General features: G+C 40.6%; 17 protein-coding genes. 7 read left to right on the top strand and 10 right to left on the bottom strand.

Annotated elements, in window-relative coordinates; translation table 11 throughout:
• The first annotated feature begins 37 nt into the window (after positions 1 to 37).
• Both BMZ55_RS05000 and BMZ55_RS04995 read left to right on the top strand, forming a co-directional pair.
• On the top strand, positions 38 to 1,291 hold the full coding sequence (locus BMZ55_RS05000; RefSeq protein WP_089819180.1) for a CinA family nicotinamide mononucleotide deamidase-related protein: 1,254 nt from the start codon (positions 38 to 40) through the stop codon (positions 1,289 to 1,291).
• 120 nt (positions 1,292 to 1,411) lie between these two features.
• Positions 1,412 to 2,182 carry a hypothetical protein gene (locus BMZ55_RS04995; protein WP_089819178.1) on the top strand — a complete coding sequence of 257 codons (771 nt, stop codon included), beginning with the start codon at positions 1,412 to 1,414 and terminating at the stop codon, positions 2,180 to 2,182.
• 119 nt (positions 2,183 to 2,301) lie between these two features.
• Here the strand turns inward: BMZ55_RS04995 and pdeM are convergent, their stop codons facing one another.
• Genes pdeM through BMZ55_RS04975 form a run of 4 tightly spaced genes read right to left on the bottom strand, consistent with a single transcriptional unit; the run spans position 2,302 to position 8,035 of the window.
• Positions 2,302 to 2,946 (bottom strand): ligase-associated DNA damage response endonuclease PdeM, encoded by a 645-nt coding sequence (gene pdeM, locus BMZ55_RS04990; protein ID WP_089819176.1) that lies wholly within the window; start codon positions 2,944 to 2,946, stop codon positions 2,302 to 2,304.
• Positions 2,943 to 5,396, bottom strand: a complete 2,454-nt coding sequence (locus BMZ55_RS04985) for a ligase-associated DNA damage response DEXH box helicase (protein ID WP_089819173.1) — start codon at positions 5,394 to 5,396, stop codon at positions 2,943 to 2,945. The genes pdeM and BMZ55_RS04985 overlap by 4 nt, the downstream gene beginning before the upstream one ends.
• A 38-nt stretch (positions 5,397 to 5,434) precedes the next feature.
• A complete protein-coding gene (locus BMZ55_RS04980; RefSeq protein WP_089819171.1) occupies positions 5,435 to 7,015 on the bottom strand; it encodes an ATP-dependent DNA ligase in 1,581 nt (526 codons plus the stop codon).
• The gene (locus tag BMZ55_RS04975; protein ID WP_089819428.1) at positions 7,016 to 8,035 is read right to left on the bottom strand and encodes a ligase-associated DNA damage response exonuclease; all 1,020 of its coding nucleotides are present in this window, start codon (positions 8,033 to 8,035) and stop codon (positions 7,016 to 7,018) included.
• 168 nt (positions 8,036 to 8,203) lie between these two features.
• Here BMZ55_RS04975 and BMZ55_RS04970 point away from each other — a divergent pair, with 168 nt between their 5' ends.
• The 5 genes from BMZ55_RS04970 (at position 8,204) to BMZ55_RS04950 (ending at position 15,381) form a co-directional block, all read left to right on the top strand.
• Positions 8,204 to 8,866, top strand: coding sequence for a head GIN domain-containing protein (locus BMZ55_RS04970; RefSeq protein WP_089819169.1), 663 nt, complete (start codon positions 8,204 to 8,206; stop codon positions 8,864 to 8,866).
• Positions 8,867 to 9,044: 178 nt separating this feature from the next.
• On the top strand, positions 9,045 to 11,123 hold the full coding sequence (locus BMZ55_RS04965; RefSeq protein ID WP_089819167.1) for a M13 family metallopeptidase: 2,079 nt from the start codon (positions 9,045 to 9,047) through the stop codon (positions 11,121 to 11,123).
• A 248-nt stretch (positions 11,124 to 11,371) separates the two neighbouring features.
• Positions 11,372 to 13,450, top strand: coding sequence for a M13 family metallopeptidase (locus tag BMZ55_RS04960; protein ID WP_089819166.1), 2,079 nt, complete (start codon positions 11,372 to 11,374; stop codon positions 13,448 to 13,450).
• 189 nt (positions 13,451 to 13,639) lie between these two features.
• Positions 13,640 to 14,485, top strand: coding sequence for an alpha/beta hydrolase family protein (locus BMZ55_RS04955; RefSeq protein WP_317041314.1), 846 nt, complete (start codon positions 13,640 to 13,642; stop codon positions 14,483 to 14,485).
• A 77-nt stretch (positions 14,486 to 14,562) separates the two neighbouring features.
• Positions 14,563 to 15,381, top strand: a complete 819-nt coding sequence (locus BMZ55_RS04950; RefSeq protein WP_089819164.1) for a TerC family protein — start codon at positions 14,563 to 14,565, stop codon at positions 15,379 to 15,381.
• A gap of 70 nt (positions 15,382 to 15,451) precedes the next feature.
• On the opposite strand, the gene BMZ55_RS04945 is transcribed toward BMZ55_RS04950, so the two are convergent.
• The 6 genes from BMZ55_RS04945 to BMZ55_RS04920 all read right to left on the bottom strand — a co-directional run bounded on the left by BMZ55_RS04945 (position 15,452) and on the right by BMZ55_RS04920 (position 22,014).
• The gene (locus tag BMZ55_RS04945) at positions 15,452 to 16,273 is read right to left on the bottom strand and encodes a flavin reductase family protein (protein ID WP_089819162.1); all 822 of its coding nucleotides are present in this window, start codon (positions 16,271 to 16,273) and stop codon (positions 15,452 to 15,454) included.
• A gap of 80 nt (positions 16,274 to 16,353) precedes the next feature.
• Entirely contained in the window at positions 16,354 to 17,601 is a 1,248-nt protein-coding gene (gene fahA, locus BMZ55_RS04940; RefSeq protein WP_089819160.1) for a fumarylacetoacetase, read from the bottom strand.
• Between the two features lie 75 nt (positions 17,602 to 17,676).
• Positions 17,677 to 18,138: a hypothetical protein gene (locus tag BMZ55_RS04935; protein ID WP_089819158.1), complete on the bottom strand. Its 462-nt coding sequence runs from the start codon at positions 18,136 to 18,138 to the stop codon at positions 17,677 to 17,679.
• Positions 18,139 to 18,147: 9 nt separating this feature from the next.
• Positions 18,148 to 19,278 (bottom strand): 4-hydroxyphenylpyruvate dioxygenase, encoded by a 1,131-nt coding sequence (gene hppD, locus BMZ55_RS04930; RefSeq protein ID WP_089819156.1) that lies wholly within the window; start codon positions 19,276 to 19,278, stop codon positions 18,148 to 18,150.
• A gap of 171 nt (positions 19,279 to 19,449) precedes the next feature.
• Entirely contained in the window at positions 19,450 to 20,727 is a 1,278-nt protein-coding gene (locus BMZ55_RS04925) for an acetyl-CoA hydrolase/transferase family protein (protein ID WP_089819154.1), read from the bottom strand.
• Between the two features lie 99 nt (positions 20,728 to 20,826).
• Positions 20,827 to 22,014 carry a homogentisate 1,2-dioxygenase gene (locus BMZ55_RS04920; protein WP_089819152.1) on the bottom strand — a complete coding sequence of 396 codons (1,188 nt, stop codon included), beginning with the start codon at positions 22,012 to 22,014 and terminating at the stop codon, positions 20,827 to 20,829.
• Positions 22,015 to 22,052 lie beyond the last annotated feature (38 nt).

Genomic DNA, 22,052 nt, shown 5'->3' with positions numbered 1-22,052 from the left:
AAGGGATTTTCAGTAAATTTAAAGTCTAAAATTTTCTATGAAAGCTGTTCTCATTACCATCGGCGACGAAATCCTTTCCGGAAACACCGTTGATACCAATTCTAATTTTATCGCTGCAGAACTGAAGAAAATCGGAATTCCTGTTGTACAAATTTTCACCATTTCTGATGAAATTTCTGCCATTAAAAACACCTTAAAATCTGCTTTTGAAATTGGTGACGTAATCATCACCACTGGCGGTCTCGGTCCGACGAAAGACGACAAAACCAAAATTGCTTTTAAAGAGTTTTTCAACGATGAACTAGTTTTGGATGCTGAAACTTTTGAACATTTGCGCAAGCTTTTCGAAAAGAGAAACCGCACGCATCTTCTGGAATTAAATAAACCGCAAGCCGAAGTTTTAAGCAAAGCCGAAATTTTCCAAAACGAACACGGCACCGCGCCTTGCCAGATGATTCAGGAAAACGGCAAAACCGTATTTTCCCTGCCCGGCGTTCCGTTCGAGGTGAAACCTTTGATAAAAGAGAAAATTATCCCCTTTTTGGCCGAAAAATTTGGTTTGAACCACATCGTCACGCACACGGTTTCGGTGGTCGGCATTCCGGAAAGTTTACTTTCCGAACAGATCGAAAGTTGGGAACTCGCCTTGCCAAAGGAAATTTCCTTGTCTTACTTGCCTGTCGGAAACCGCATTAAACTGCGGCTCACCACACACGGAAAAAATCAGCAGGAATTAGACGAAAAAATTCTGATTGAAATTGAAAAATTAAAACCGCTCATCGGCGAAAATGTAATTTCCTGGGATGGCGACGATATTGTGGAGATTTTAAAGGAAATTTTAACCGAAAAAAATCTTACCATTTCCACGGCGGAAAGTTTTACCGGCGGCGAATTATCGAAATTGCTCACTTCAATTTCCGGCAGTTCCACTTATTTTTTGGGCGGAATCGTTGCCTATGATTACCAGAAAAAAATTGAAATTTTAGGCGTTTCAGCGAAAACAATTCAGATAAAAACCGTAGTTTCCGCAGAAGTTGCGCAGGAAATGTCCGCCGGTGCGCAAAAACTTTTTAAAACCCAAATCGCACTTTCTACAACGGGTGTTGCTGGCCCAAATTCTGATGAATTTAATACTGAAGTTGGGACCGCTTTTTATTCCATCCGCGTGAATGATTTTGAAAAAACCTCGCGCATTTATTTGCCGCATTTTGAGCGAAATGATTTCGCGAAGTTTGTTTCCCAAAGAGTTTTACAGGATTTGGTGGAGGTTTTAATTAAAGAAAAGTACTGATTATTGAAATCTAAAATATGCCGTAAAAAGCTGTTTTTTTTTAGAAATTTCCCATAAATAAAAATGTTGTGTTATAATTAAATGTATATATTTAGTTATCCAGAATATTTATAAGAAACCATGTCAAAAACTATAATAATTTCTTTAATAACTAGTTTTTTAGGAAGTGGATTAATATCGTTTTTTTTAAGAACTTATTTTACTGAAAGAATAAAAAAAATCTATTCAGAGAAAATAGAGAATTTAAAAGGCCAAATTAATCTAACAAATTCTATTGTAGAAAAAACAATAAATTCTCTCGAAAGCGCAAATCAAATTACACAGCAAGAAAGAGTTTTAGCAATAAAAGAATATTGGAACAACTTTTTAATTTTAAAAAACTTGGCTTCTGATATAACATATTTTGACAGAATCCTTCTAGAAGATGAATTCAAAAGTATTTTTACACCTAATTGGAATGGTAACCAAATTATACCAAATACCCTTAAAAAAATTGCTGACTCAGAAATATTTAATAAATATTCTATCTTAGAAAAGGACACTGAAAAGTTAAGACCTTTTTTAAGTGAAAATTTATGGGTGAATTTTCTTTACCTTAAAACTTTTAATGGAAGAATTGTTTATATTTATAGTATTGGTAGCGTAGACTATGAAACTAAATATTGGAAATCAGACAAAGCTTTAAGGAAAATAGCCGAAGATTCGCTACTGAAAAATGAATTTGAAACCGTAATGAATACTAAAATTGGTTCTGCAAGTTTATATCAAAATCTTATTGAACAAAAAATTTTAAACGAAATTAATAAAATTCTTACGGGGCATTATACATCAAATGAAAGTTTAAATAAAGCATTGGAATTAAACAAACTACTTAATAATGATGTGATATAAGGAGGCTACCTTTTATTTTTTATTGTAATTTTAATGAGGAATCGCAAACTTGTAATCAGACTTATTTTTTTTAAAAAATGTCAAAAAAAGCAGCAAAAATTTAATTAAAATTCCTGCCCTCACATCTCAAAAATCAAATCCTCTGTAAAAGCAATACAGTCAAAATCCTGGCAAGAGGTCGTATCTAAACCTGTAAATTTGCTGAACGCCGGTAAAATCAGCTGGTTTTCGGAAACGCGAAAACAAGGCAAACGCACCGATTTTCGCCTTTCCAGCTGCACCGTGACACCAGGATGCAAATGCCCGGAAACCGAAAACTGGTTTTCCATATCTTCCGGAACGTGAATAAAGGTGAAAGGCGCCGCGTACAGCGCATCGTCGATGATGGTAATTTCCAGATCCTGTAAAAAATCAGCGCGGCGAATGTCGTGATTTCCTTTAATCAAAGTTATTTCTAGATTTTGGTGAAGATTTCGCCAGTTTTCGAAAATTTTAAAATCCGCATTTTTCCCCGAATGTAAAAAATCGCCGACAACAATAAGCTTTTTAACCTCGAAGTTTTGAACCAGAAAATCAAGTCTTTCCAAATCATCCACCAAAATATCCGACGGAACGGGAATTCCGTTTTTCCGGAAGTATGCGGACTTTCCTAAATGTAAATCGCTGATGATTAAAGCGTTGTTTTCAACCCAAAAAAGCGCGCGGAGATTCGTAAAAATAAGCTGTTGGTTCTGGACGGTTTTTTCTAAAGTCTGCAGGGTCATTTTTTCATTTTCTTTTTCATGGCTTCCATTTTCATCCGTAAAATGCGGGCTTTCAAATCTTCACTGCTCAAACTTTGGCGCAGACTGTCAACTTTTATTGGGAAACTTAAGGGTGTAAAGTTATTTGAATTTTTGATAATAATTTCACTTTCGTGGATTCTGCGGAAGGCTTCCACCAAACGCGCTTCATCAATCTGCTGAAAGAAAACTTCAGAATATGCCTGTTTGAGCAGCAAATTTTCCGGATCGTAATCTTCTAAAACATTAAAAATCAAACCCGAAGAAGATTGCAGATTTTTATTGTTTTTTTGCTGTCCCGGATAGGTGCGGATGACCATTCCGGAAATCACGGCGATATCACGGAATTTCCGCCGCGCCATTTCCGTGGAATTTACGGACGCCATCACGTCGCGGATGAGATTTTCTTTTGAAAGTATGTCGTGAATATTGTCTTCGTCCAGCGGAATTTCAAGTTTCGAAAATAATTCAAAACCGTAATCGTTCATCGCAATGGAAAAAGAAATGGGCGAAATGCGGGAAATGCGGTAGGCAATTAAAGCGGACATCACTTCGTGAATGAGGCGCCCTTCGAAAGGATACATAAATAAATGGTGGCCTTCGCGGGTTTTTATGCGTTCCACCAAAAATTCTGTTTCGCTCGGAATATGCGAATTTTCCTGCTGGCTCACTAAAAGCGGATGCAAAAACTTCAGCTCTTCTTCCGCTGATTTTGCATTCAGTGATTCTGATAACTTTTGCCGCAAAAAGCCGCTTAAATATGAAGACAAGGGCAATCTTCCGCCGAGATAACTCGGCACAATTCCTTTTCCGGTGGTATTACGGACGAAAACCGTCATTTCTTTCACGTGGGAAACTTCCAAAACGCGGCCGGCTAAAGTAAACTTGTCGTTTTTTTTCAGCTTTGAAATGAAATATTCTTCAATCATGCCGACATATCCGCCGCCAAAAAATTTCACTTTTAGCATGGAATCGCTTACAATCGCACCAATATTCATGCGGTGCAACATCGCAATTCGTCGCGAAGTGACTTTGTACAAACCATTTTCGATGACGACTTTGTGATATTCTTCGTAGTTTTTCAGCTTTCCACCAACGGTGATAAAAGTCAAAACCCAGTTCCATTCTTCGGGGCTTAAATCTTTGAATGCGTTGGTTTGCGTAATCTGTTTAAAGGTTTCTTTTTCCTCAAAACCGTCGCCGACGGCCAAAGTCAAAACAAATTGCAGTAAAACATCGTAGCATAAAACGAAAGGTTCCCGCGGTTCGATTTTATTCTGTTTTACGGCTTCTTTCAACGCTGCAACTTCGATGAGTTCTAAAGAATGCGTCGGCACAAAATAGATTTTCGAGGTTTCAAAAGGCGAGTGTCCGCTGCGTCCCGCGCGCTGTAAAAACCTGGCAATTCCTTTGCTGGAACCAATTTGAATGACCGTATCTACGGGCTTAAAATCCACACCCAAATCCAAAGACGAGGTTGAAATTACAGCTTTTAAATAACCGGAAGACAGGTTTTCTTCAATCCAAATTCGGATATCTTTATCGACAGAACTGTGGTGAATCGCAATTTGCCCCGCAAAATCGGGGTGCGTGGCGAGCAAAACCTGATACCACATTTCCGCCTGGCTGCGCGTGTTGGTGAAAACCAAAGTGGTGTTGCTCTCCAGAATAATCGGGATAATTTTTTCCACCAGCCGCGTGCCCAGATGTCCCGCCCAGGGTAAAACTTCGACATCTTCAGGAAAAACCGATTTAATTTCGATTTTCTTTTTTTCTTTCGCGACAACTTTTGTCTTTTTTAAATCGTAGGGAATTAAAACTTCCATCGCTTCGTCCAGATTTCCAATAGTGGCAGTAATTCCCCAAATGCGTAATTTTTTCTGGTAGCTTAAAATTCGGGAAACCGCAAGTTCTGTCATCACGCCGCGCTTGGAACTCAGCAGTTCATGCCACTCATCAACGACGACGCATTGGAGATTTTTAAAGAATTTTTGATTTTGTTTCTGGGCCAAAAGTAAATGCAGACTTTCCGGTGTGATGATGAGAATGTCCGGCATTTTTTTGGTCTGTTTCGCACGCATTGCCGCCGAAGTATCGCCATTTCTTACCGCTACTTCCCAATCGAGACCGATTTCCTCCAGCGCTTCGCTCATGGCTTTTGCGATGTCTTTTGCCAGCGCGCGAAGTGGCGTGATCCAAAGGAGTTTCAAGCCGGTTTTGTAATTTTCCGGATGGTTCATGAAGTCTATGACGACGGCTAAAAACACCGAAAAAGTTTTACCAAAACCCGTGGGCGCCACGACCATTCCTGAATAATTGTTTGAAAATTTAAACCACGTTTCCGACTGAAAACCGAAAGGTTCCCGGTTCTGTGCATCCATCCAGTTTTTGATGATTTGGAAACCTGTAGAATTTCTGAATTTTTCGGTCATTTAGCGCCTAAAATTTCTATAATTAATGGTGATTGTATTTAGGTAATCAGCTTTTTTATTTCTTCGATGTCATCGATTTCCTCCGCGGTTTTATCGCGTCGCCAGCGGACAATTCGCGGAAATCGCAAGGCGACGCCGCTTTTATGGCGACTGCTGAAACCAATGCCTTCAAAAGCGATTTCGAAAACAAGTTCAGGTTTAACCGTCCGCACCGGCCCGAATTTTTCAATCGCATTTTTGTTGACGAATTTACTGACTTCCATTATTTCTTTGTCCGTCAAGCCGGAATATGCTTTGGCAATCGTAACCAGTTTGTCCTCGTTTTTTACCGCAAAAGTGTAATCGGTGTAATAGCTGCTGCGGCGGCCGGAACCTTTTTGCGCGTAAATCAAAACCGCATCGATGGTGAGCGGACTGACCTTCCATTTCCACCAATCGCCTTTTTTTCTGCCGGCGTGGTAATGCGAATTGATCTCCTTCAGCATGAGTCCTTCGGAATTGTTGTCGCGCGAATTCTCCCGCACTTCTGCTACATTTTCCCAGCTTTCGACAGGAATAATTTCCGAGATTTTTATCCTTTCTGCCGGCGAATTTTCTATTAAACCTTCCAAAAGCAAGCGTCTTTCCGACAAAGGTTTTTCCCGCAAATCTTCATATTCAAGTTCCAAAATATCATACACGAAAATATGAACTGGTAGTTCTTCGAGCATTTTTTTTGGAATGGTTTTGCGGTTTAGTCGTTTTTGTAATTCATTAAAATTCAAAACTTTGTCGTCTTTAACAACCAAAATTTCACCATCGATCACAAAATTTCCGCTGACTTCCATTAACGCTGAAGCGATTTCCGGAAACTGTTCAGTGACCAGTTCTTCGCCTCGGGACCAGATGAAAACTTCGTCATTTCTTTTAATAAACTGGCCGCGGATTCCGTCCCATTTATATTCAGCCAGCCAGAGGTTACGGTCGCCCAAATCTTCAACTTTTTTTTCAAGCGGGTAGGCGAGACAGAACGGATACGGTTTGGATTCGTTGGGATTGATGTTGGTGCCCTGAATAAGATTTTCGAAATTTTCCTCTTCCATTTTCCATTTTCCCATAATGGAATGCATCAAAATATTGCCGTCAACACCGGAAAATTTAGAGAGCGCATTGATAAGCAGTTTTTTCGAAACACCGATGCGAAAGCTGCCCCCGATTAATTTATTGAAAATGAACCGCTCCACGTGGTTCAAGCCGTTCCAGGATTCGATAACGTATTTTTTCTTTTCCTCTTCTGTAAAATCTTTGAGCGCGATAAGTTCGGTCATCCATTGTGTTAAAGATTTTTCGATGGTGTTTTCAGCATTGGGAAGAATCAGCGACAGCGTTTCACCTAAATCACCGACCGAAGAATAAGATTCCACAAAAAGCCATTCTGGAAGTCCGGTGATTTCTAGCGCCCACTGTTTTAAAAGATTGGTGTTTACAGGTCTTTTCGGACGTTTACCGGTGAAAAGTGCCAAAAACCACAACTTATCATTTTCATTGGCAACTTCCAGATAATTTACCATCGCATAAATTTTTGCGGTGGTTTTATTGGTGCTGTCAAGCGCATTGATGAGATTGGCGAAATCTTTCATTTAGTTTTCAAGGAGTTCTTTTTCGGCAATTTCTTCGTCACCGAAAATGGTTTGGAGTTCCACGGCATTAATGCCGATTTCATTTAAATATTTCGAAAAAACAGCAGTTTGGCCGTGTGTAACATATACTTTTTCAGCTTCGGTTGCTTTTACGGTTTCTAATAATCCGGTCCAATCGGCGTGATCGGAAATCGCAAAACCTGCGTCCGCAGAGCGCCAGCGTCGGGATCCGCGCACCTGCATCCAACCGGAACAAATAGCTGTCGCACGGTTTGGAATTTTCTTGATGACATTGGAATCGAAAAGCGCGGGCGGCAAAATAACGATTTCACCATCAACATGTTTTATGCTTTCCTGGAAATCAAGTGTTTCATAAGCCGGTAAATCGATGCCCACGGATTCCATGCCTTCATTCAATTTTCCGATGGAACGGTGCACAAAAATTTTACCCGAACCTTCGATGGATTTCATAATTCGCTGCGCTTTTCCCAAAGAATATCCAATAAATACCGAAGTTTTTCCGTTTTCGCGGTTTTGCTGAATCCAGGATTGCATCAATTCCGCGTATTCCTGCGGTTTCAGCCAGTTATAAATTGGCAGTCCAAAAGTGCTTTCGGTGATGAATTCATGGCATTTTACGAGTTCAAAAGGTGTCGATAAGCCGTCGTCATCGGTTTTATAATCGCCGGAAAAAACAATGATATAACCTTTGTATTCCATTTTCACCTGTGCAGAACCCACGATATGTCCGGCGGGAAAAAGCGAAACCTTTACGCCGTTAATATCAATTTCTTCACCATATTGCACAGTTTGAATTTCAATATCTTCACCAATACGGTGCTTTAAAATTGGTTTTGTAAAGCGGTGACAAAGATATTTTTTCATTCCCCAACGCGCGTGGTCGCCGTGCCCGTGAGAGATCACCGCCAAATCCACAGGTTTCCAGGGATCGATGTAAAATTTACCTGGAACGCAGTAAATGCCTTTGTCGGTAACTTTGATGAAGGTTTTGGATTTCATAAAAAATTCGGGCTTATTTGGGGACATTTTCGGTATTCAAAAATTGCACCTTTCTAAGCGGGAGCAATTTTTTAAAATAAAGAATTTTGCTTTTAGAGCAGCTAAAATTTAGATTTCATTTTGAAATAAATTATCTTTGAAACCGTTGATTTAATAAAGTTAAATATTATGAAAAAAGTGGTAATTGGTTTAATGCTGGGAGTTTTTCAACTTTCGTTTGGACAGTTCAGCAGAAATGTGGGTGAGTTTTCATCTTTGAAAGTGTATGGTAAAATCGATGTGGTTTTGGTGCCGTCTTCGGAAAGTAAGGTTGAAAGTACAGCCAGTGACAGCGAGATTGAAACTATCAATAAAAACGGTGAGCTCAGAATCCGCATGACGCCATCAAAAATCCTTCAGGGCGACAAAGTTGCGGTAACTGTTTTTTACGAAAATCTAAATGACATTCAGGCCAACCTTTCTTCAACGGTAAGTTCGCCAGAAACTACAAAAGCTAAAATGCTTAGACTAAGTTCTAACGAAGGTTCGAAAATCGTTTTGAATGTAGCTACCGGCAAATTGAATATTAAAACCAATTCGGGCGGTGAAATAAATGTGACCGGACGTGCAGATTATCAGGATATTATCGTAAATTCGGGTGGGAAATACCACGGCCAGTCGCTGGAATCCGAAAGCGCAACCGTTACCGCGAACGCCGGCGGAATTGCTGAAGTTTTCGCCACAGAAACAGTGGATGCAACCACGCGTGCCGGCGGAATCATTGATGTTTACGGCGATCCTGCAGACCGGAAGTATAAAAATGTAATCGGCGGAAAAGTTAACTTCAAATAAAAAAAAATTAGCCGTTAAAACCGGCTTTTTTTTGGTTTTCAGTTTTTGAAAAATCAGTAACAAAAACGGTCTTTTTTTTGATATTAGCTATTTCAAAAAAACTACCGCTTAAACAGGGTATTTTTTCATTTTAAGCTTACCACTAAAACACTTTTATTAACCATATAAAGTTTTACCTATGAAAAATATTAACATTGGTATTCTGGCGTTTGCCGGAATCATTGCCCTGAATTGCGCGCCAGCAGCAGTTACTCCACCGGAACCGCCGGTTGCAGCTACAGAAACCGTAAAGGATGTTGAAGATGTTGGTCTGGATCTTTCGACCATCGATAATTCTGTGCGGCCGCAGGACGATTTTTATAATTTCGTGAACGGAAGTTGGATGAAAACCGCGAAAATCCCGGCAGATAAATCTACGTGGGGAAGTTTCAACAAACTGGCGGAAGATACCGACAACAATTCGATGACCATTTTGAATTCATTGCTTAAAGATGAATATCCGGCTGGCAGCGAAGGCAAAAAAATCCAGGATTTGTACGGAACTTACATGGATATGACCAAACGGAATGCCGACGGTATTGCGCCGGTCAAAATGGATTTAGCAAAAATCGATGCAATTAAAACCGTTGCTGATTTACAAAAATACCTCATTGAAGCAACTAAAAACGGTGAAAACCCGTTCTATTCCTGGGGCGTATTTTCAGATTTGAAAAACTCAAAAATGAATGCGGTTTATCTCGGCGAAGGTTCTTTAGGTCTCGGCCGTGATTATTACCAAAAAGTAAATCCAAAAAACACCGAAACTTTAGCAGAATACCAAAAATATGTGGCTACGATGCTGAACGCTTTAGGCTATGAAAATACGGCGGTAACTGCGGAAAATATCGTGAATTTCGAAAAAAGCATGGCGCAAACCTACTTGACCAACGAGCAGATTCGCGACGCTACTTTGCAGTATAATCCACGCACCATGCCGGAGCTTTCCAAAATGGTAAAAAATGTAAACCTGCCGAAATATTTGGATGCTGTAGGTGTGGATACCAACCGCGTAATTATCGGCGAACTGAAATATTACCAGAATCTCGATAGGTTTTTGAATGCGAAAAATCTTCCGGTCATCAAAGATTATATGAAGTTTCACCTGCTTTCCGGCAGTGCAAGCTATCTGTCCGAGAATCTGGACAATATGAAATTTAATTTCTACGGTAAATATTTACGTGGCCAGGACGAGCAACGCGCTTTAAACAAAAGAGGTTTCGAACTCATTGATGGTTCTCTGGGAGAAGCTTTCGGAAAACTTTACGTTGAAAAATATTTCCCTGCCGAAGCCAAAACCCAAATGGTTGACCTCATTGGATATTTGAAAAAAAGCTTTGCCTCTCACATTACCAATCTAGATTGGATGTCGCCGGTAACTAAAGAAAAAGCCCTCAATAAGCTCAATAAATTTACCGTAAAAGTTGCATATCCGGACACCTGGAAAGATTATTCCAAGTTGACGGTAAATTCCGTGAAAGACGGCGGAACACTATACAGAAACCTTCAGAATATTTCGGCGTGGCAATACGACAGAAATCTTGAGAAAGTTGGAAAACCGGTAGACCGCACAGAATGGGGAATGACGCCGCAAACTGTGAATGCGTATTATAACCCCGTAAACAACGAAATTGTTTTCCCAGCTGCAATTTTACAGCCGCCTTTCTTTAATCCGAAAGCTGATGCTGCTGTAAATTTTGGAGGAATTGGTGCTGTAATCGGTCACGAAATTACACATGGTTTCGATGATTCCGGTTCCCAGTTCGATGCCGACGGAAACCTTGTGGACTGGTGGACGCCAGCTGACAAAGCCAATTTCCAGAAAGCAACCAAAGCGCTTGCTGCACAATACGATAAGTTCGAACCGGTAAAAGGAACTTTCGTGAATGGAACTTTTACAAATGGTGAAAATATCGCCGATTTAGGCGGAGTAAATATCGCTTACGATGCGCTTCAAATGTATTTGAAAGATCACGGAAATCCGGGATTAATCAGCGGTTACACGCAAGATCAGCGCTTTTTCATGAGCTGGGCAACCGTTTGGAGAACGCTTCAAAAAGAAGCTGCGCTCATCAACCAAATCAAAACCAATGAACACTCACCGGGTCTTTACCGCGCTTTTGGGCCGCTCGTAAACACCGATGCTTTCTACAAAGCTTTCAACGTAAAAGAAGGCGACAAACTGTACAAAAAGCCGGAAGACCGCGTAAAAATCTGGTAGCCAAAACCGAATTTTTTGCCTTTAAATCACCCAGTTTTTTTGGGTGATTTTTTTTTGGGCGTATCCTTCTCTCGGGAATTTCCCTCGTTCAGGCCGGGCTTTCCGCTATATCCCCCGGCGGCGCGCCAGCGCCGCCGGGGGATGCCGCTGCAATCCCTTACGCAACAATTCGCCTCAAAAGTTATTCATTACATTTAAAATATTTATTATCTTTGAGAATACCAAAAATTTATCAATTAAAAAATCCTATGAAAAAAATTTCAATAACAGTACTCGCATTTTCCGGACTTGTTTTCCTTAATTCGTGTACTACAACCAAAACCGCTGAGGTGGAAACTGCTCCGGCTGCGGTAGAAATCACACCGATTAAGGAAGAAGGGCTTAACCTTTCTTACATGGATTCCACCGTTCGCCCGCAGGATGATTTCTTCAGCTATGTGAACGGAAACTGGATGAAAACTGCTGCCATTCCTTCCGATAAATCAAGCTGGGGAAGTTTCAACGCACTTCGTGAAGACGTAGATAACGCCTCGCTCGAAATTCTGAACAAAATCCTCACCGATAATTTTCCGGCTGGTTCCGAAGGACAAAAAATCCAGAACCTGTACGGAACTTTTATGGATTGGGATAAAAGAAATGCAGACGGCATTAATCCTATAAAAAGTGATTTGCAGAAAATCGAAAATATTAAAACTGTTGGCGATCTGCAGAATTACCTGACGCAAGCTACAAAGACCGGTGACAATCCGTTTTATGCGTGGCGTGTAGGCGCAGACATGAAAAATTCCGTGATGAACGCGGTTTATTTGGGTGGTGCATCCTTAGGTTTAGGCCGCGATTATTACCAAAAACAAAACGACGCCAACACCAAAACTTTAGCGGAATATCAAAATTATTTAACCCAGATTTTCCAAACCATTGGTTATAAAGATGCAGGACAGTCGGCGCAAAAAGTGGTTGATTTTGAGAAAAAACTCGCGCAGGATTTATTGACCAACGAGCAAAATCGTGATGCGAATCTTCGTTACAATCCGAAAACAATTCCGGAATTATCAAAATTGGTTTCAAACATCAATTTGCCAAAATATTTGACCGACGCGGGTGTTAACACCGATAAAGTAATCGTTAGTGAGCTGAAATATTACCAGAATATGGATTCCTGGATGAACGCGAAAAACCTTCCGCTCATCAAAGATTATATGAAAGCGCGCTTGGTTTCTTCCAACGCCGGAAATTTGAACAAAGAACTTGATGATTTGAACTTCAATTTCTATTCAAAATATCTTCAGGGTCAGCAGGAGCAAAGACCGATGAATAAAAGAGGTTTAGGTGTCATCAATGGTATTTTGGGCGAAGCTTTCGGTAAATTGTATGTAGAAAAATATTTCCCGGCAGAAGCTAAAGCGCAGATGGAAACCTACATCGATTATCTGAAAAAATCTTTCGCGCAACATATCGCGGAAAACGACTGGATGTCACCGGAAACTAAAGAAAAAGCCCAGGAAAAACTCTCCAAGTTCACGGTTAAAATTGCATATCCGGACACCTGGAAAGATTATTCGAAATTATCGCTTTCGAGCCCTGCGAATGGTGGAACGTACTACAAAAACCTGCAGAACATCACCGAGTGGCAGTATGCTAAAAATTTGGATAAAATCGGGAAACCGGTGGACAAAACCGAATGGGGAATGTCACCACAAACCGTAAACGCATACTACAGCGGCTCTAACAACGAAATCGTATTCCCGGCTGCAATTTTGCAACCGCCGTTCTTTAATTTTAAAGCAGATCCGGCTGTTAATTTTGGTGGAATTGGTGCTGTTATCGGTCACGAAATTTCTCACGGTTTTGATGATTCCGGTTCCAGATTCGATGGCGACGGAAACTTAAATAACTGGTGGACAGAAGCTGACCGTAAAAACTTCGATGCGAAAGTTGGGCAACTTGCTGCGCAATACGATAAATATGAACCTGTAAAAGGCAGTTTCATCAATGGAAAATTTACCAGCGGTGAAAATATCGGTGATTTAGGTGGAGTAGCTGTGGCGTACACCGCGCTTCAAATGTACCTGAAAGATCACGGAAATCCTGGATTGATCAGTGGATTAACTCAGGATCAGAGATTTTTCATGAGTTGGGCAACCGTTTGGAGAACGAAATCTACAGAGCAATATATGGTGAATCAGGTGAAAACCGATCCGCACTCGCCGGGCTATTTCCGTGCCTTTGCGCCGTTGGTGAATCAGGATTCCTTCTACAAAGCTTTCGATGTGAAACCGGGCGACAAATTGTACAAAGCACCGGAAGAAAGAATTAAAATTTGGTAATCTGAATTTTAAATAAAATCAAACCTCTCAATTTTTTGGGAGGTTTTTTTTACCGCCTGTTTGGGTGTTTTTTTTCAAAATTCTAACAAAACCGATTTATTGGAAATTGCCTAATTTTATTTGAATATTTTAAATCTAAAAATTTGCCGTTAAAAACAGCTTTTTTTTAAAATTTAAAACCAAAAATAGATGATGGAAATTAAAATCGACAGAAATATTATCATTCAAAATCCGGAAACAAAAGATTTTTTAGCTGATGCTTATTATCCCGAAACGCAGGAAAAACTTCCGCTGGTACTTTTTGTTCACGGGTACAAAGGTTATAAAGATTGGGGCGCCTGGGATTTGATGGCGAAAAATTTCGCCCTAAACGGATATTTTTTTGTGAAATTTAATTTTTCGCATAACGGAACAACTTTAGAAGATCCACTGAATTTCGGTGATCTTGAAAGTTTTGGCCAGAATAATTTCACCAAAGAACTTTCAGATTATAACGCGGTTTTAAGCCATTTTTACGATAATCCGAAAATCGATAAAGAAAAAATTGCCATCATCGGGCACAGCCGCGGCGGCGGAATTTCGGTTATTGAGGCTTTTGAAGACGTCCGTGTAAAAGTGCTTATTGCGCTCGCCGGCGTCAGCCATTTTGGTTACCGTTTTCCGACGGGGGAAAGATTGGAAAACTGGAAAAAAGAAGGCGTCATGTTCTCCGAAAATGCACGCACACACCAACAAATGCCTCATTATTATCAGTTTTTTGAGGATTATAAAGCAAATGAAGAACGCTTTAATATTCAGTACGCTGCGCAGCATTTAGAAAAGCCGTTTTTAATTATCCAGGGAACAAACGACGATGCGGTGAAAGACAAAGAAGCGACTTTGCTTCACGAATGGTGTAAAACTTCGGAGATTGAAATGATTGATGGTGCAAACCATACTTTCGGTGCGAAGGAACCCTGGACCGAAAAAACGCTGCCGGAAGATTTAGAAAAAGCCACTGATTTAGCCGTCAATTTTTTAAAAAAACATCTGTAATTTAAACCGATGTGAACGAAATTTAATATTTCGCAACCAACAGAATTTTATAATTTTGTAAGCTTAACACGTTTTCTATGATGCTACTCTCGGTTTTGGAATTTCCCGATTTTGCGCAGCCGCAAATCTGGATCAGTTTATTGACACTTACTTTCCTGGAAATTATTCTGGGCGTTGATAACATTATTTTTATTTCGATAATTTCGGATAAATTGCCAAAAGAACGGCAAAAATTTGCGCGAAATCTCGGTTTGGCTTTCGCGATGCTGTTCCGCGTGGCTCTTTTGCTCATGATAAACTGGATTATCGGTCTAAAAGAACCGGTTCTTACACTTGATTTCTTTAATGAACCGGGCACAGATTTGCCTCTCGCGCTGAGTTGGAAAGACATCATTCTTTTGGTCGGTGGTATTTTCCTGATTGCGAAAAGTACTTTTGAAATCCACGGCAAAATGCAGATTGAAGACGATCATCACAAACCAAAATCCGCCGCGTCTTCGCTCATGGCGATGGTCATTATTCAGATTATTTTGATCGATATGGTTTTCTCGCTGGATTCAATTTTAACAGCCATTGGTTTGGTGGATAACGTCGTGCTGATGATTATTGCTGTAGTTATTTCCATTGGAATTATGATGGCATTTGCCGGCCCGATTTCTACGATTATCAATAAATATCCGAGTTTGCAGATGCTTGCTTTGTCCTTCCTCGTTGTGATTGGAGTGATGTTAGTGGCAGAAGGAATTCATCAGCATGTTAGCAAAAACATTATTTATTCGTGTCTTGCTTTCAGCTTGCTGGTTGAAGTGCTGAATATCAAATTCCGCAATAATCAAAGACGGAAAGCGCTGAAACTCAACCCGGATTTGAATGACGACTTAAGTATAAAAGATTAAAAAAAACACCAAAAAAGCCGCGAATATTTGCGGCTTTTTTGATTTTGGAAACAGATTGTTTTTTACCTGCTCAAACGCGTAATTTTTCCCAGGCTTCTTCTATTCTGTGCTGATGAAGCAGTTCTTTCGCCTCAGCGTGAATTTTTTCATTTGAACTAAATTTTCCTTCCGGTAAAATTTCCGTATTCGCCAGCATTCCCAGATCATTTCCCGTAAATATTTTTGAATATTTAATTTCGTCCGGCAACAAATCAAAGCCAATTCCTTTTGTAACCAAAGGTTTCGGAACTTCGAAGAGATTGTTTTCATTGTTTCGGGAATACCAGTTTCCTCCTAAACGTGCCACCAGATCCAGTTTTTTTTGGTCCAGATTTCCTTCGTTATTTAAATATTCCTCACGTACGTGAATTTTTACAATTTCGCAGATGACCAAATTTCCTGCGCCACCTTCGGTACCCAAATGTTTTATTTCCAAAACTTTACATTCCAGATTTACGGGACACTCTTCGATGAGGTTTGGTTTCACCAAATCCGCTTTTTTCATCGTAAGACCTGCTTTTACAAACTCATTCAACTCTTTCTCATATTCGGTAGATGCCAGCGAAACTTGTTGTACGATTTTATAATTCACAATGCCGATGACCACTTCCGGAACTTCCAGAACATTTTCCAAAGTATGTTTCGTGGTATTGTCGCGCACACGGCGCGCGGGTGAAAAAATCACGACCGGCGGATTGGAGCTGAACATATTAAAAAAGCTGAACGGACTTAAATTAACATTTCCGTCTTTGTCAATTGTTGATGCCAAAGCAATCGGGCGCGGCGCAATAGCCGTTTGCAAAAGCGTCTGGAGTTGAAAATTATTGAGTTCGTGGGGGGAAATTGTTTTCATATATAATTCTCTATTTGAAGGCTTATTTTTATTAAAACTTAAAAATTTGCCCTTTTAGCGGCATTTTTTTTTGCTTTTAATTATTTCGCAGGTAAAACCTTCCCCCTAACTTCACCGAAACCAACACGAACACCATCTTTTTCCGCGTGACCGCGCATTATGATCGTATCAAAATCTTCGATGAAACTTCGCTGTGAACCGTCGGACAGAATAATCGGTTCTGTACCTCTCCAAGTGAGTTCCAGCATGGAACCGAAAGAACCTTTTTCAGTGCCCGAAATTGTTCCCGAAGCATAGAGATCACCAACTTCCACATTGCAGCCATTTACGGTGTGATGCGCCAGTTGCTGCGCCATATTCCAATACATGAATTTATAGTTGCTGCGTGAAATTAAATTTTCGCTGCCGTTTTCCGGTTTCAAAAAAACTTCCAGCTGAATGTCTAAATTTTGCTTGCCTTCAAATTTCAAATAATCCAAAACTTCAGGTTCCTGTTTTGGTGACTCAATTCTGAACGGTTCCAGAGCTTCTAAAGTGACAACCCAAGGCGAAATCGAAGAACAGAAATTTTTGCCTAAAAACGGTCCTAAAGGAACATATTCCCAGCTTTGGATGTCGCGCGCCGACCAGTCATTAAATATAACCATTCCGAAAATCGCGTCGTTCGCGTCAGCGGTAGAAATGCTGTCGCCCATTTCGGTGTTTTTATTCACCACAAAGCCGATTTCCAGCTCGAAATCCAACTGTTTACACGGCCCGAAAACCGGTGTATCTGTTCCCGCAGGTTTCATCTGACCTTTAGGTCTGTAGAAATCCGTTCCCGAAACTACAATCGAAGAAGCGCGTCCGTGATATCCGACCGGCAAATGTTTCCAGTTTGGTAAAAGCGCATTTTCTTCACCGCGGAACATTTTGCCAACGTTGCTCGCATGTTCGATGCTGCTGTAAAAATCGGTATAATTCGGCACGTGAAGCGGCATCATCATTTGCACCTTATCGAAGCTGTAGAAACATTCCTCCACAGTTTTTTGGTCTTCCGAAAGCGGAGAATTTTCAAGCAAAAGTTCCTGAAGTTTCAGACGAACAGCATTCGTCACAGGTTTTCCAAGCTCGATAAATTCGTTGAGCGTGTAAGCTTCAAAAACATTTTCATTTAACCCGTCGATATCACCGAAAAATCCGTAATCGTACATCGTCGCCAGATCTAAAACCATATCGCCAATCCGCGAACAGCACGCAATGTATTCTTCATTGAAAATACCGACACCAAACGGAATATTATGAATTGAAAAATCCGAATTTTCGGGATAAGAGATAAAAGATTTCATAGAATGGTATTTAAAATAAAGGTTCAAATTCTGCGACTGGCGCTGCCTTGAACCTTTTATGAATAATTATTGAATTTATTTTTTGTTGATAGACGTTTCGTCAATCCAGCGTTCTCGGGTGTTGATATCCAGCAGGTAAAGTATTTTTTTCTGCTGGGTCATCAGGAAGGTTTTTGTCACAGGAACCGGCATTTTTTTACCCTCGAGCAAATTTGCGCGCACCGAAACTATATTGTGTTTGGAGCGTACGACATCGCCGCTGAAAACATTTGAAGTGCTTTCGCCCGTGCTTTTATCATCGAAAATTTCGATATAAGTTGCTGAATTTCCTTTGATGACAATAAAAGACCGTTCTGTATGATCGTCGAAATCTTTAACTAAAACGAATTTTTTATCGTCGATGCTGATGTTTGTTAAATTTTGGTTGATTCCGCGGCGCTCTTCCAGGCGGTCTAAAATCGCGTTCACCGAACCGTATTGCGCGCGAAGTCCCAGCGCTGTGAAAAAAAACAGGGCAAAAACGAGAGATTTTTTCATTTTAACTGATTATAAATTTCCGCGTCTTTCCTGTTCTTTTTCTAAAGCTTCAAACAACGCTTTGAAATTTCCGGCACCGAAACTTTGTGCACCGTGTCTTTCAATGATTTCGAAGAAAAGCGTTGGGCGGTCTTCCACGGGTTTTGTGAAAATCTGCAACAGATAACCTTCTTCATCACAATCTATTAAAATTCCCAAATCAGAAAGGGTTTTTAGATCTTCGTCGATGGTGCCAACACGTTCCGGAACCATTTCGTAATAAGAATTCGGCGGAGCCGGCAAAAATTCAATTCCGCGCGCTTTAAGCTCCGTTACGGTTTTTACAATGTCTTTTGTCGCCACAGCGATGTGCTGAACGCCTTCACCTTCGTAGAAATCCAAGTATTCTTCCACCTGAGATTTTCTTTTACCTTCAGCTGGTTCATTAATCGGGAATTTTGCAAAACCATTTCCGTTGCTCATCACTTTACTCATTAAAGCCGAATATTCAGTGTTGATTTGCTTGTCATCAAAACTCAAAATATTTACAAATCCCATCACTTTTTCATACCATTCCACGGTGGGAATCATGCGGTCCCAGCCCACATTTCCCACACAGTGATCCACGTATAAAAGTCCGACTTCGGTTGGATTGTAAACGCTTTCCCATTTTTGGAAGCCCGGCATAAAATCACCTTTATAATTTTTCCTTTCGATGAACATGTGAACGGTCTCACCGTACGTATAAATCCCGGACATGCGAACTTCGCCGTATTCATCGGTTAAAGTTTGAGGTTCCAGATAAGGTTTTGCGCCTCGTTTGATGGTTTCTTCGTAAGCTGAATAAGCATCATCCACCCAAAGTGCTAAAATTTTAACCCCATCGCCGTGCTTTTTTTGATGTTCGCAAATCAGTGAATCGGAACTTAATCCGGAAGTTAAAACCAACCGGATTTTTCCCTGTTGCACGACGTACGAAGCGCGGTCGCGAACGCCGGTTTCCGGACCTGCATAAGCAACGGATTGAAAACCAAAAGCGGTTTTATAGAAATGTGCTGCCTGTTTGGCATTTCCTACGTAAAATTCAATATAATCGGTACCATTGATGGGCAAAAAGTTTTCAGCTTGAGCTATTTTTTCTGCGAAAGTAAGTGTTGACATTGTTCTGTTTTTTTGATATGCCAAATTACAAAAATTTTCAGGAGTATGGGAAATTCAAAAAAATGGTCAAATAAGGCGGGAAAAATTTAAAAAGAAAAATTACCCGAAATAGCAGGTAATTTTTTGAATCCAAAAAAAATCCCGAAAATAATTTCGGGAAAATTTGCCTTTTCACAGGCATTTAAATCTTTCAAAAGTCGCTTTTTCAAGCATTTCGCGATCATCGGGATGCGAAATTTCAATTAAAGCTTTCGCGCGCTGTCTCAGGCTTTTTCCGTACAGATACGCAACTCCGAATTCCGTGGCAACATAATGAATATGACCTCTGGTCGTGACTACGCCGGCGCCGGGTTTCAGGAAAGGTACAATTCTCGGAACACCTTTTTTGGTTCGCGACGAAATGGCGATAATAGGTTTTCCGCCTTCGGAAAGTGCAGCGCCACGCATGAAATCCATTTGCCCGCCAATTCCGCTGAACTGGTAAGTTCCTATGGAATCTGCGCAAACCTGGCCGGTTAAATCAATTTCAATAGCGGAATTTATCGCAACCATTTTCTTGTTTTTCATGATGTTGATCGGATAATTCACGTGTTCCACATCCATGAATGCAAACGAAGGATTATCGTCGATGTAATCGTATAACTTTCGGGTTCCAAAAGCGAAACTCGTAATGGTTCGGTTAGAATGCGTGCCTTTGTATTTGTTTGTAATGACGTCGTTTGCTACCAAATCTACAATTCCGTCGCTGATCATTTCGGTGTGAATTCCCAAATCTTTGTGGTTGTGAAGACATTTTAAAACCGCATCCGGAATGGTTCCGATTCCCATTTGCAAAGTGGAGCGGTCATCGATGAGTTGCGCCACATTGTTCCCAATCAGCATTTCGCATTCACCGACTTTTGCGCCATAATCTACGGTGAGCAATTCTTCTTCATGCCACACCATTTTATCGATTTTAGAATGGTGAATCATCCCGTCGCCGTGCGTTCTTGGAAGTCTCGGATTCACCTGCGCAATAATGGTTTTTGCATTATCTACAGCACTTCTGGCGACATCTACCGAAGTTCCAAGCGTGCAGTAACCATGCGCATCCGGTGGTGAAACCGTAACCATGGCAACATCTAACGGTAAAATTCCGCATTTAAAAAGCGTTGGAATCTCACTCAAAAAAACCGGAACAAAATCACCACGTTCCGAGTTTACCGCTTCACGAACCGGTGTAGAAACGAAAAGTGAATTGATGTAAAAACTGTCTTTATATTGCGGTTTTGCAATTTCAACATTTCCCTGCTGCGTTATGGAAACAAACTCTACGTCGCGCAAACGACCGGCTTGTCGCGCCAATTCATCAATTAAGAGATTCGGCGTGCAGGCGCTGCCGTGGGAAAAAATTCGATCGCCACTTTTGATGACGGAAACGGCCTCTTCGGCGCTGATATACTCAACCATAATTTTATTTTTATGTCATTTAAATACTTCCCAAAAGTAAATATTTACCTCGGGCTTTTAAATGAGGAAAGTCATTTTTCGCCAATTAAAACATGATATTTATTCCTGACTGCGGTCATGCAGGAAATTATCCTCAGTTTCCAACCAAGATGTTTTGTAAGACGGATCTTCAACTTTCAACGCTTCTTCCGTAATCTGGAATGGTCGGAAAGGATCAACCATCACCGCATATTCTTCAGTGAATTTTTTGCCAATGCTTCGTTCCATCGCGCCAGGATGCGGACCGTGAACAATACCGCCGGGATGAAGCGTGAAATCCATTAAATCGATGTGATTGCGGCTCATAAAATCGCCTTCGGTGTAAAAAAGAACCTCGTCCGAATCGATATTTGAATGATTATACGGCGCCGGAATCGCTTGCGGATGATAATCATACATTCGCGCCACGAAAGAGCAAACCACAAAATTATGCGCTTCGAAATTCTGGTGCGTTGGCGGTGGAAGGTGAACCCGACCGGTAATCGGTTCGAAATTTTTGATATTGAATTTATAAGGATAAAAGTAGCCGTCCCAGCCAACAACGTCAAACGGATGCGTCGCGTAAACGAAGTCCCAGAGCTGATTTTCTTTCTTTACTTTAATTAAAAATTCACCTTTTTCGTCGATTGGTTCCATGAAAGTTGGCGCTACAATGTCGCGTTCGCAGAAAGGAGAATGTTCCAGCAGCTGACCGAATTCATTGCGGTATCTTTTCGGTGTATAAATCGGCGAATGACTTTCAATAAACAAAAGCACGTTTTTTTCGTCATTAAAATCTATTGAATAAATAGTTCCGCGCGGAATAATAAGATAATCACCAACGGAAAAATCGAGATTTCCGACAAAAGTTCTGAGTGTTCCGCTGCCTTCGTGAATGAAAAGCAATTCGTCGCATTCAGCATTTTTATAGAAGTAATCGGTGCTTTTTTTTGGTTTTGCCAAACCAAGTTTCAGATCATTATTTATCAGCAAAACTTTTCTGCTTTCCAGAAAATCGTTTTCCGGCGTAATATTCATGCCTTTAAACATGCGCGGCGTCACGTTTTTAGCAACCGCGATTTTCGGCGTTACATCTTTCGGTTCGCTGATGGATTTTATCTGCGTAGGACGGTGAATATGGTAAAGAAGCGAGGAAATACCGTGAAAACCTTCGGTGCCAAAAAGCTGCTCATAGTAGAACTTATCATCCTCCGATTTGAAAACAGTATGCCTTTTCTGTGGAATTTTCCCCGATTGATGATATCTCATTTTCGTAAATTTTATTACGTAAATTTAATCAAAATTTC

This window comes from Kaistella treverensis (assembly GCF_900114045.1).
Classification (GTDB): domain Bacteria; phylum Bacteroidota; class Bacteroidia; order Flavobacteriales; family Weeksellaceae; genus Kaistella; species Kaistella treverensis.
This window is presented reverse-complemented; position numbering and strand designations above follow the sequence as displayed.

Bases quoted from the DNA above. Each gene is read 5' to 3' on its own strand.
- BMZ55_RS05000 (WP_089819180.1), top strand. From the start codon at position 38: ATGAAAGCTGTTCTCATTACCATCGGCGACGAAATCCTTTCCGGAAAC.
- BMZ55_RS04995 (WP_089819178.1), top strand. From the start codon at position 1,412: ATGTCAAAAACTATAATAATTTCTTTAATAACTAGTTTTTTAGGAAGT.
- pdeM (WP_089819176.1), bottom strand. From the start codon at position 2,946: ATGACCCTGCAGACTTTAGAAAAAACCGTCCAGAACCAACAGCTTATT.
- BMZ55_RS04985 (WP_089819173.1), bottom strand. From the start codon at position 5,396: ATGACCGAAAAATTCAGAAATTCTACAGGTTTCCAAATCATCAAAAAC.
- BMZ55_RS04980 (WP_089819171.1), bottom strand. From the start codon at position 7,015: ATGAAAGATTTCGCCAATCTCATCAATGCGCTTGACAGCACCAATAAA.
- BMZ55_RS04975 (WP_089819428.1), bottom strand. From the start codon at position 8,035: ATGAAATCCAAAACCTTCATCAAAGTTACCGACAAAGGCATTTACTGC.
- BMZ55_RS04970 (WP_089819169.1), top strand. From the start codon at position 8,204: ATGAAAAAAGTGGTAATTGGTTTAATGCTGGGAGTTTTTCAACTTTCG.
- BMZ55_RS04965 (WP_089819167.1), top strand. From the start codon at position 9,045: ATGAAAAATATTAACATTGGTATTCTGGCGTTTGCCGGAATCATTGCC.
- BMZ55_RS04960 (WP_089819166.1), top strand. From the start codon at position 11,372: ATGAAAAAAATTTCAATAACAGTACTCGCATTTTCCGGACTTGTTTTC.
- BMZ55_RS04955 (WP_317041314.1), top strand. From the start codon at position 13,640: ATGATGGAAATTAAAATCGACAGAAATATTATCATTCAAAATCCGGAA.
- BMZ55_RS04950 (WP_089819164.1), top strand. From the start codon at position 14,563: ATGATGCTACTCTCGGTTTTGGAATTTCCCGATTTTGCGCAGCCGCAA.
- BMZ55_RS04945 (WP_089819162.1), bottom strand. From the start codon at position 16,273: ATGAAAACAATTTCCCCCCACGAACTCAATAATTTTCAACTCCAGACG.
- fahA (WP_089819160.1), bottom strand. From the start codon at position 17,601: ATGAAATCTTTTATCTCTTATCCCGAAAATTCGGATTTTTCAATTCAT.
- BMZ55_RS04935 (WP_089819158.1), bottom strand. From the start codon at position 18,138: ATGAAAAAATCTCTCGTTTTTGCCCTGTTTTTTTTCACAGCGCTGGGA.
- hppD (WP_089819156.1), bottom strand. From the start codon at position 19,278: ATGTCAACACTTACTTTCGCAGAAAAAATAGCTCAAGCTGAAAACTTT.
- BMZ55_RS04925 (WP_089819154.1), bottom strand. From the start codon at position 20,727: ATGGTTGAGTATATCAGCGCCGAAGAGGCCGTTTCCGTCATCAAAAGT.
- BMZ55_RS04920 (WP_089819152.1), bottom strand. From the start codon at position 22,014: ATGAGATATCATCAATCGGGGAAAATTCCACAGAAAAGGCATACTGTT.